This is a genomic window from Pseudomonas sp. HMSC066A08 (assembly GCF_001813025.1).
GTDB classification, from domain to species: Bacteria; Pseudomonadota; Gammaproteobacteria; order Pseudomonadales; family Pseudomonadaceae; genus Pseudomonas; species Pseudomonas aeruginosa.
This window is the reverse complement of record NZ_KV811258.1, coordinates 1101-11214: the sequence shown is the minus strand read 5'-3', so window position 1 is coordinate 11214 and position 10114 is coordinate 1101. Positions and strand designations below refer to the sequence as shown.

The following is a 10114-nucleotide window of genomic DNA, read 5'->3' as shown; positions in this document are numbered from 1 at the left end:
GCCCGAGGCAGCAAGCCGAGGCGAGGATGGCGGCCAGCCCGCCAGTGAAGAGCGCGCCGCGCCCGTTTTGAGGTTCAGACATACGTTTGTCCTTTCGAATCTGAATTGGATAGCTTAAGCTTACTTCCGTAGTTATGTACGGAGTCAAGCGATATGGAAAACAATTTGGAGAACCTGACCATTGGCGTTTTCGCCAGGACGGCCGGGGTCAATGTGGAGACCATCCGGTTCTATCAGCGCAAGGGCTTGCTCCCGGAACCGGACAAGCCTTACGGCAGCATTCGCCGCTATGGCGAGACGGATGTAACGCGGGTGCGCTTCGTGAAATCAGCCCAGCGGCTGGGCTTCAGCCTGGATGAGATCGCCGAGCTGCTGCGGCTGGAGGATGGCACCCATTGCGAGGAAGCCAGCAGTCTGGCCGAGCACAAGCTCAAGGACGTGCGCGAGAAAATGGCTGACCTGGCGCGCATGGAGGCCGTGCTGTCTGATTTGGTGTGCGCCTGCCATGCGCGGAAGGGGAACGTTTCCTGCCCGCTGATTGCGTCACTGCAAGGGAAGAAAGAACCGCGCAGTGCGGACGCGGTGTAGCCCGAGGGAACTACGCCTTAGCGTGCTTTATTTTCCGTTTTCTGAGGCGACTCCTTCATCGACCTATGTAAAACGACTCCTTTATCGAAATAGTGCACTCATCGCTCTCCACGGCGATCCCTTCATCGCGAATTGCACCGCCCAAGACGATCTGCACTGAAATCAATACTTTCTGATGCCTCTTGATTAGAGATGCCAGCCATAATCATCTCATCGCCAACGCATACGGCGTTCGGCAGCCAACACACTCTCACTCACTACTGGAAGCTCAGACATGAAAACCATAGGCATTGAAAACTCGAAGTCCAGCGTACAGGCCCACTTAACGCTTGGAACCAAAACTATGGGGCTAGGTATCTATGGCGCGTACTTGGCTCTCGCTATTATTTACTTCTGGTTCGGCGGCATGAAATTTACCCACTACGAGGCCGAGGGCCTGGTTCCACTGGTGAGCAACAGCCCGCTTTTGGGATGGGTGTATAGCATTTTTTCGGTCGACATGTTCTCCAGCCTGCTCGGCATACTAGAGATTTCGATCGGCACTCTGATCGCAGGCCGCATGCTGTCGCCCAAACTATCCGTGGTAGGAGGCGCTCTGTCTGCAGGCCTGTTCTTCACAACCCTTAGCTTTATGTTTTCCACTCCGGGCGTCATTGAGCCTAGTTTAGGGTTTCCGGCGATTTCCGTTGCGCCAGGTCAGTTTCTGCTTAAAGACTTAGGGTTGCTTGCTGTTTCGATATTTGTGGCAGGCCATTCGCTGGTTGAACTGGAAAAACGTAAAATTAATGCATAATTTTTTCAATGGCTTAAGGCAGTAATGCCTTAGGCCTTTTTGCCATCATTTTCCCCCGCCAGATCTTTCAACCAGTCACGAGGGCTCAACCCCGTCTTGCGTCTAAATGCGCGAGACAGCGCCGAAGGACTTTCGTAGCCGACTTGAGCTGCAATCAGCGTAATCGAGCGCCCTTCTCGCATCAGCTTCTGAGCCAGGCTAACTCGCCAACTCAACAAATAATCAGCAGGCGTCTGTCCGATGACACTCTTGAAATGCACGGCATACGCAGCGCGTGACATATTTGACTCACTGGCCAGCTCTGCTATTGACCAGGCATGTTCCGGGGAGTTGTGCATCTGTAAAAGCGATCGGGCAAGCCGCATGTCGGCCAGTCCAGCCATCATTCCGGTGCGCAACTGGTGATGATCGAGCAGGTAACGGAGCAACAGAATGATTAGGAGCTCAAATAAGCGCTCAAGCGCGGCTTCCCTTCCACAATGCACATTTGCCGCCTCGGCAAACATCCACTCCAACGTGTCTGCCAGCATGGGCAGATCATCGAGTGCGAGCACCAAACAGTCCGGTAATGAAGCCGACAAAGGATTATCAATTCCGCCCTCAAACTCCATGGAAGCACACAACAACTTTGCGCCATCGGACTCACCCGCAAACAATTGATGCTTGGCGGGGCGTGGCATAAAAATCAAGCTAGGGCGAGTGAGCTGCAAATCCTTGCGATCGGGACCAAGCAACGTCACGCTGCCGGCCTGAAGCAGATGGATATAACCTCGCCGCTCGGCGCCATCGTAAGATGCAGAGCCGCATAGGTCGCCGTCATAGAACAGATTGGCCCGCACGCCGAACCGCGAGAGCAAATTAGACAAACGATCCATTGGCCGATCCTTGACGAGTCAGAACGCACAGACCATACCATCTGCGTTGTCGTTCAGTGCCTGTAGCGAACATGCCGGCGTAAATCAGCCAACGGATAAAGTGATCACTGAGCAGCTCAGCCTCCCTTTCCAGTTCGGCTGTTAAAAAAACAACACCGTTGTTTGAAAGCACCAGCAAATCAAGTGCTCACTCTTCTATTTTACGGGGTTGTACGCCGGAATCCCAGAAATTTCCGTCAGCCCAGCTCCAGTCCCGCCACGAGCGCATCCAGGTCGATGAACTTGCCGTCAGTCTGGAAGGTGTAATGCCCGTTCAGCAGGATGTGCCGCCAGGCCGCTGGCGACATCTGCGTGATCAACGCCAGCGCCTTGGCATTGCCAGCTGCCTCGTACTTCGTCAGCAGCAGGGACAGGATCGCCGAGTTGTAGAAGATGATCGCGTTGCCGATCAGCCTGGCGCACTGGTTGCTGATCTCGATTTCGATGTCGGTGCGGCCGGTCAATTCCTTCTTCCCACCGACTTGGGCGATGGTCGAGCGTAGCTGGTGATAGGACTCAATGCGGTTCTGCGAGCGGTGAACATTACGCTCCAGTTGCGGGTCGCGCAGGTAGCGCAGTGTGTAGATACTGCGGATGAGCTTGTCGAACTCGAAGATTGCGCGCCGCGTCGGGTTCGGCGCCGTATAGGTGCACAGCTTGCGGATCAGCGTGCCCTGCGTCATTTCCTTCAGGCCCAGTGTGGCGACGATTCGGTCGATGTTCGCCTTCTCACCGACGATGAGTTGCCGGTCGATCTGGCCAGCCGGCCGGATCAGGCATTTCTCGTACAATGCCAGATCATCGGCGCAATACAGCTCCTGCAACTGGTCGTCGAGGTCGGTGAAGCGCGGCTCGAAACGAAGTCCGAACCAGTGCAGGATGGCGAAGTTGGCCTTGTTGATGCTGTGCATGTCGCCGGTGATCGCGCTCGGCACGATGTCCGACGTGTTGCGGTACCAGATGTCGAACACGTGGTGAGCCTCGTACTCGTGTGCGCCTATCAGGTAGCCGTTCAACGGCACGTGATTGCACAGCAGCGTGTAGGCGACGACGCCCTTGCCGCGGCCGAAATATTTGCGCGAGTAGCGCGCCTTCACAGTTGGTCGCTCGACGCCGAATTTCTGCCCATCAACGGCACCGTACAACGAATCGAGGTCGAACGAGTAATGCGGGAAGATCGGCAGTGCGGCGATGGCGTTGCTGATGCAATCGTTGGCCACATGTAGCGTCGCCTGGCGCAGGTACTGCTGGTAGGTACTCTCCAGGACGTGGTACGGGATGTCGCTGGTACGTGCCATAACCTGGTTGCCGTGGTTCATGGCTTGGGCAATGATCACCGCCATCAGACTGTCGGCGTCGGCTACCTTCTTCGCATAGCGTGGCTGCAATGGTGTCAGCGCCGACAGGAACTGGCACTGGCCGTTGACGAAGCGAAACACGTCGGCGACATCGCAGTATGGCAGTTGCTCGTAGAGAGCTTGCTCGCGCGCCTTCTGGTTCTCCCCCTTGGGCTTGCGCCAGGTCAGTCTCTGCGTGTCCTTGTCGTATTCCAGGTGCGTCAGCTTGCCCTGTTTCAGCTCGCGATTGAACGCCACCCATTGCGCACGCAACTCGGTCGCCAGTGCATCGAGCTGGGCACTGACCGGCTGCCGCAGGAAGGGGATGTCCATCTGCGCGAGCACGGCGGCTTTCTCGTCCATCGAAACCAACTCGTCGGACAAATGCCGGTGCTGCAAGCTATCGTCAATGTAGAGCTCGCCCGCCTGGAAGCGTTTCCTGACCTGACGGTAAAGCCAGAATTCGTAACGATCGGCATGCAGGCCTGTCGGCGTGCCTTCGGCATCGAACATCAGCAGGTACGGACGCAAGCGTTTCGGCAGCGTTGCCGCCGGACATTCGTCGAGTGGCCGTTGTGATAGGCGCTGCTGCTTGGCGAACACGCTCTTGGCCCAAGTCAGCGCCGCGAGCCATGGGTTATCGGGGGCCGTGCCGGCGAAGTCGAGCGCGACGTACAGCGGCCGTAGATGGCGTCGAATGCGTTCGGCCAGGCCGTCCACCGCCTGCCAGTGCAGCGCCAGTTTGTTCAGTGGCTTGACGCTCATGCGCTGCGCCGTGTTTTGCAGCAATTCCCTGGACATGATTTTGTAGGCGCGTTGGCGCACCTCGCCGAACGGCGTCGGATCGGCCACGCTGTCGTCCACGTACAGCGACAGCAGGCGGCCAACCTGCGGCGTTTCCTGATGGCGTCGCAGCTGTTCGGCGACAAAGGACTGTTTCGCACCCGTGCGGCTCTCGTCCTCAAGTTTTTTCATGTGGAAGGCCATCGCGTCGACCAGGTTGTCGGTGAGCTGCCGGTAACGTACCCAGGCATAGCACAGCAGGTAGAGCCGGGTCTGCTCCGCCTTCAGGTGGCGCAGGTCATGGACGGTATAGAAGTTCGCCAGGCTCGCGTAGTACAGCAGGTTCTGCTGCGAGATGCCGAGCTTGGGCAGCAGCGCCTTGGCGATCCCGTGCAAGGACTTCAGCGTGGCGCGCTTCTCGCGCTCCCCTGCCATCTGACGCCAGCCGAAATCTTTAGCGTCCTGCTTGAGCGCTGCCAGTTGAGACAGGGTGTCGTCACGCACCAGGAGCTGGCCCAGCGCAGCTTTGGCCGATTCGTCCAACACTTCTGCCAGCAAGCCGCCCAAGCGCCTGCGTTCGGTGGACAGGGCTTCACTGACCAGCTCTTGTAAGGTGGTGTGGCCGGGCCGGATGATTTTGTGCTCGCTGAGCCAAACGATCAGTTCGGCGGCCACGAATCCTGGCATTACGTCGCGCCGCACGATCTGTTCAGCCTGCTGTGCCAGTTGCGGCAGGAAGCTAGCCGCCCACGACCGGTAGCCGAACAGTTCGGCGATCTGACCCCTCTGGCTGTAGTGCTCATGCTTGGTGATCGCCTTGCGTTCGAACGCTTCGCCGTGGAAATAGCGACTCAGCACGAAGGCGCAATCGTCCTCGACCTCATGCCAATCGAAGCGGAAGAAAGCATGCTTGGCCTTGAAGTAGCCGATCTGCAAGACGCAATAGACTTGGGCCTGCAGGCTAGGCCGGCTGCTGGCGAACGCCAGTTCAGATTCGGCCAACGCCAGGTATTCCAGCCGCTGAGCATCGTCGAAGTCCGGTAGGCCGTACAAGGCTTCCTGCTCTGCGTCAGAAAAGACGGTGAGTAGCTTATTCTTGTTGCTCATCGACCGTCCTTCCCGCACCACGCCAACCTGCTCGCGTCAATGTTTCGATCAACGTAGTGCGCTTGACATTGAAGTTGCGGCACACCGCCGCCTTAGACATGCCGCCATCGAGCGCGGCGACGATGGCGTCCAGCTTCTCACCAGTGATCGCCTGCGGCCGGCCGCCGATCCGGCCGCGTTTGCGTGCGGCGGCCAAGCCCGCGACGACGCGCTCCTGAATCAAGGCGCGCTCGTACTGCGCGAGCGCACCGAACACCTGGAACAGGAATTCGCCCGAGGGCGTCGTAGTGTCCAGGTTCTCTGTCAGCGAGCGGAACGCCACCCGCTTGTCCTTGAGCGAAGTCACAATGGCGAGCAGGTGCGACAGCGAGCGACCGAGCCGGTCGAGTTTCCACACCACCAGCACATCGCCGGCTCGAACGAACTCAAGCGCCCGCGCCAAGCCGGCACGGTCATCCTTCGCGCCAGAGGCACGATCCTCAAACAGGTGACGCGGATCGACGCCGGCGGCGAGCAGCGCGTCGCGCTGCAAGTCCGTGCTCTGGCGGTCGGAGTCCGACGACACGCGCATGTAGCCAACCAACATAGGCGGATAACCATCAAAAACAGGTTTCCGCATAATAGTGAATAGCGATAGAGTTTTCCGTACATTTTTGAGGGGGTGTTGCACAGGTAGCACAGCGGCGGCTGACAGCCTGTCGCAAAACAAATGTTTTACGACACCTCCTTGAGGTTGCCGCGTTTACATCATTACCTGAACAGGTATAAAATTCCGTCATGACAAACAAAGAAAAACCGCTCGAATGGATCGCGAGCAGCCACAAGGATTTGATGGCGTTGCCGTCCGACGTGCGTCGCCGTTTCGGTTACGCGCTCTCGTTGGCGCAGATAGGCGATCAGGATGACGCAGCAAAGGTGCTCAAGGGGTTCGGTGGTGCCGGCGTGCTGGAGGTCGTCGAAGACGATGCCGGCGGCACCTATCGAGCGGTATACACGGTCAAGTTTGCGGAAGCGGTGTTCGTCCTGCACTGCTTCCAGAAGAAGAGCAAGAGCGGAATCGCCACGCCAAAGGCCGACATGGACATCATCCGCGCTCGGCTGAAGGTGGCCGAGGTATTGGCACAGGAGCTACGAAATGCAAAAACGAATCATTGAAGGCGTCGAGGTTCAGCGCAGCTCGGGCAACGTCTTTGCCGACCTTGGACTGCCTGACGCTGAAAAGCTCAAGATCAAGACCGGCCTGGTGGTCGAGATCAGGAGGGCCATGCGCGCCCTTGGGCTGACTCAACAAGCGGCGGCCAAACGCATGGGCATCCCGCAACCGAAGGTGTCGGGCATGATGCGCGGCGACTTCACCAATCTATCCGAACGCAAGCTGATGGATTGTCTGAATCGCCTCGGCTACGACATCGAAATCAAGGTACGGCCAGCAGCCGAGCCGATCGGGCATCTAACGCTCGCAACCGCTTAATCGGAGCTCTCCTGATTCTTGCCATTGAGCGGCAAGCGAGCGCTCAACCTTCCTTGGCCGAACGTGTTTCGAGGCCCAAAACTCGTGCCATACTTGGCCTCATGCGGTTGAATTTCCTATCCGTAAAGTCCTATTTCACCACAGCGCCAGCAGACTGCCCAGCAAGCGATGTCGCAGCCCGGCTGGATGCTGGCGGCTGTCTGTGTCTGAGGGAGCTCACAGCGTCATCAATCGGTGACAGCTCTACCCTGTAGCGACTTGCCAGCACGATACGGGGGTGATTCACTAACCGGCATTGCATACCGCCACAATAGCGGCGTCAGTCATAACCTGCGCGCTTCGTGGCTCCGCAAAACCCTGCTGTTTCAGCGGAGCCTTGAGCTTCCCACCTCGACCCGAGAACACCTGCCATGACCGATTCCCAGCAATGCATCACCCTGTGGGGCACGCCGCACTCCCTGTATACCGGCAAGATTCGCTCGTATCTGATCAAGAAAGGCATCAGCTTCCGCGAGCGCATGCCGGCTGAGCCGGCGTTTCAGCAGCGAGTCGTACCGGTGGTTGGTGCCGTGGTAGTACCCATTCTGGAGCTGGCCGATGGCACCATCGTGCAGGATACCAGCGACATGATCGACCATCTGGAGCAAGCCTTTCCCGCACGCCCGATGCTGCCGACCTCGCCGGTTCAGCGGGTAACCGCACTGCTGCTGGACGGCTTTGGTTCCGAGGGCCTGCTGGCCGCCGCCATGCACTATCGCTGGTCCTACCGCGCCGAGCAGGAACAATTCCTGCGCGCCGAATTCGGCCGCAGCGTGCACGCCGGCAACAACCGTGATGAGCGTCTGGCTGCAGGCGCGCAGATGATGAGCTACTTCAATTCCTTTCTGCCTTTCCTCGGTGTGACTCCGCAAAGCATCCCGGCACATGAGGCCGCCTATGAGGCGCTGCTGGATGCGCTGGACATTCACTTTCTCAGCCATCCGTACCTGCTCGGTGGTCACCCGAGCATTGCCGACTTCGGCTTTATGGCCCCGCTGTTTGCTCACCTCGGCCGCGACCCCTACCCGTCCGCGCTGATGAAAAATCGTGCACCGAATGTCTTCCGCTGGACCGAACGCATGAACCTTGCCGGTATCGGCGATGTCGAGTTTCCCGACCGTGCTGAAGCCTGGCTGCCCGACGATGCGCTTCCGGCCACCCTGGAGCCGGTTCTGGCGCTGCTGTTCAAGGACTGGGGCACTCTGCTGGCGGCGGATGCCGGGGCATTCAATGCCTGGAGCCAGGGACTGCCTGCAGGCACTCCGACGCATATAGCCCAGGAGCGCAAGATTCATCCCACCGTCGGCATGGTCGAGTATCAGTGGCGTGGCTGCAAAATCCAGCGCGCCAGTGCGCCACACGGTCTGTGGCTATTCGCCAAAGCCCAGGCAGCGGCCAACGGTCTGTCCGGTGCGGCGCAGCAGCGTGTAGCCGAACTGCTCAAGCGTACCGGCGGTGAGCCGGTCATGGCCTTGCAGCTGGCCCGGCAGATGAAGCGGGAGAACTACAACCTCGTCCTGCAATAGCCTTGCAGCCAGCCGGGCAATCACAAACCTGCGTCATGCAGGAGGATATTGCGCCAGGCGCTGGCCACAGCGGGTATCTGAGTAACCCCCGGCACTTCAAGGGTTCAGCGGAACGCCTGCATGCTATGTTCGCGCACTGGCCGGGGCCAGTTGAATGTTGCGGGCAGCGCGCGTGGAGGGTGGCCTCGGCGCGTAGCGACAGCCCGCCAAGGCCAACTTCCCTGTACCGGCTTACTGCCCATCCTGCATCCACGAATTACCGCGGTAGGTTGGGTTGAGCCACGCGAAGCCCAACAGGTATCAATGCACCGCTTTGTCGGGCTTCGCCGCAAGGCGGCTCAACCCAACCTACAATACGGACTTATTGACTCGGCATCATGCATCCATGAATTACCGGTAGATTGGGTTGAGCCACGCGAAGCCCAACAGGTATCAATGCACCGCTTACACCCCCAAGCCCTTCGTGCGCAAAGCGTTTGCCAAGGTGAGCAAGGTGTTCACCGACAAGGCATCGGGCAAGGACACCCAGCGCCCCCAGCTCGAAGCGCTGCTGAGCTTCGTCCGCGAAGGCGATACAGTGGTGGTGCACAGCATGGATCGGCTGGCCCGCAACCTCGATGACCTGCGTCGCTTGGTACAGAAGCTGACTCAGCGCGGCGTGCGCATCGAGTTCCTGAAGGAGGGCCTGGTGTTCACTGGCGAGGACTCGCCGATGGCCAACCTGATGCTGTCGGTGATGGGGGCCTTCGCTGAGTTCGAGCGCGCCCTGATCCGCGAGCGGCAGCGTGAGGGCATCGCCTTGGCCAAGCAGCGTGGCGCGTACCGGGGCCGCAAGAAAGCCCTGTCCGATGAGCAGGCTGCTACCCTGCGGCAGCGAGCGACGGCCGGCGAGCCCAAGGCGCAGCTTGCCCGCGAGTTCAACATCAGCCGGGAAACCCTCTACCAGTACCTCCGCACGGACGACTGACACATGCCGCGTCGCTTGATCCTCTCGGCCACGGAGCGGGACACCCTGCTTGCGCTGCCGGAAAGCCAGGATGACCTGATCCGCTACTACACCTTCAACGACTCCGACCTGTCGCTGATCCGCCAGCGACGCGGCGACGCCAACCGCCTCGGCTTCGCCGTGCAGCTCTGCCTGCTGCGCTACCCCGGTTACGCGCTGGGAACCGACAGCGAGCTGCCCGAGCCGGTCATCCTGTGGGTGGCGAAGCAAGTCCAGGCCGAGCCGGCGAGCTGGGCAAAGTACGGCGAGCGCGACGTGACCCGTCGCGAGCATGCCCAGGAACTGCGCACCGACCTGCAACTGGCCCCGTTCGGCCTGTCCGACTTCCGCGCCCTGGTGCGCGAGCTAACCGAGCTGGCCCAGCAGACCGACAAAGGCTTGCTGCTGGCCGGTCAGGCCCTGGAGAGCCTACGGCAGAAACGACGCATCCTGCCGGCGCTGAGCGTGATTGACCGGGCCTGCTCGGAAGCCATTGCGCGAGCCAATCGGCGGGTCTACCGCGCCCTGGTCGAACCACTCACGGACTCGCATCGGGCCAAGCTGGACGAGC

The 10114-nt window shown here is 59.6% G+C and carries 10 protein-coding genes and 1 pseudogene; 7 read left to right on the top strand and 4 right to left on the bottom strand.

Annotated features, from left to right (window positions below; genetic code table 11):
• On the bottom strand, positions 1-82 hold an 82-nt coding region (locus HMPREF2886_RS32890), incomplete at its 3' end, for a mercuric transporter MerT family protein (protein ID WP_256562484.1).
• A 71-nt stretch (positions 83-153) separates the two neighbouring features.
• On the opposite strand from HMPREF2886_RS32890, the gene merR reads away from it, so the two are divergent.
• Positions 154-588: an Hg(II)-responsive transcriptional regulator gene (gene merR, locus HMPREF2886_RS03720; protein ID WP_070746812.1), complete on the top strand. Its 435-nt coding sequence runs from the start codon at positions 154-156 to the stop codon at positions 586-588.
• A gap of 274 nt (positions 589-862) precedes the next feature.
• A complete protein-coding gene (locus tag HMPREF2886_RS03715; protein ID WP_003464991.1) occupies positions 863-1381 on the top strand; it encodes a YkgB family protein in 519 nt (172 codons plus the stop codon).
• A gap of 29 nt (positions 1382-1410) precedes the next feature.
• Here HMPREF2886_RS03715 and HMPREF2886_RS03710 read toward each other — a convergent pair whose 3' ends face one another.
• The 3 genes from HMPREF2886_RS03710 to HMPREF2886_RS03700 form a co-directional block, all read right to left on the bottom strand.
• The gene (locus HMPREF2886_RS03710; RefSeq protein ID WP_003464995.1) at positions 1411-2256 is read right to left on the bottom strand and encodes an AraC family transcriptional regulator; all 846 of its coding nucleotides are present in this window, start codon (positions 2254-2256) and stop codon (positions 1411-1413) included.
• 236 nt (positions 2257-2492) lie between these two features.
• Positions 2493-5522, bottom strand: coding sequence for a Tn3 family transposase (locus HMPREF2886_RS03705; RefSeq protein ID WP_024015041.1), 3030 nt, complete (start codon positions 5520-5522; stop codon positions 2493-2495).
• On the bottom strand, positions 5506-6108 hold the full coding sequence (locus tag HMPREF2886_RS03700) for a recombinase family protein (RefSeq protein WP_010465829.1): 603 nt from the start codon (positions 6106-6108) through the stop codon (positions 5506-5508). Before HMPREF2886_RS03700 ends, HMPREF2886_RS03705 begins: the two co-directional genes overlap by 17 nt.
• Before the next feature lie 191 nt (positions 6109-6299).
• Here HMPREF2886_RS03700 and HMPREF2886_RS03695 point away from each other — a divergent pair, with 191 nt between their 5' ends.
• The 5 genes and pseudogenes from HMPREF2886_RS03695 to HMPREF2886_RS03675 all read left to right on the top strand — a co-directional run.
• Complete coding sequence (locus tag HMPREF2886_RS03695; protein WP_003151133.1) at positions 6300-6677, top strand: type II toxin-antitoxin system RelE/ParE family toxin; 378 nt, start codon at positions 6300-6302, stop codon at positions 6675-6677.
• A complete protein-coding gene (locus HMPREF2886_RS03690; RefSeq protein ID WP_001172026.1) occupies positions 6658-6993 on the top strand; it encodes a helix-turn-helix domain-containing protein in 336 nt (111 codons plus the stop codon). The genes HMPREF2886_RS03695 and HMPREF2886_RS03690 overlap by 20 nt, the downstream gene beginning before the upstream one ends.
• 410 nt (positions 6994-7403) lie before the next feature.
• Positions 7404-8558 (top strand): glutathione S-transferase family protein, encoded by a 1155-nt coding sequence (locus HMPREF2886_RS03685; protein ID WP_034011923.1) that lies wholly within the window; start codon positions 7404-7406, stop codon positions 8556-8558.
• A gap of 490 nt (positions 8559-9048) precedes the next feature.
• Positions 9049-9525 (top strand): annotated as a pseudogene (locus HMPREF2886_RS03680) (recombinase family protein); the annotation flags it as partial.
• A 3-nt stretch (positions 9526-9528) separates the two neighbouring features.
• On the top strand, positions 9529-10114 hold a 586-nt coding region (locus HMPREF2886_RS03675), incomplete at its 3' end, for a DUF4158 domain-containing protein (protein WP_139148387.1).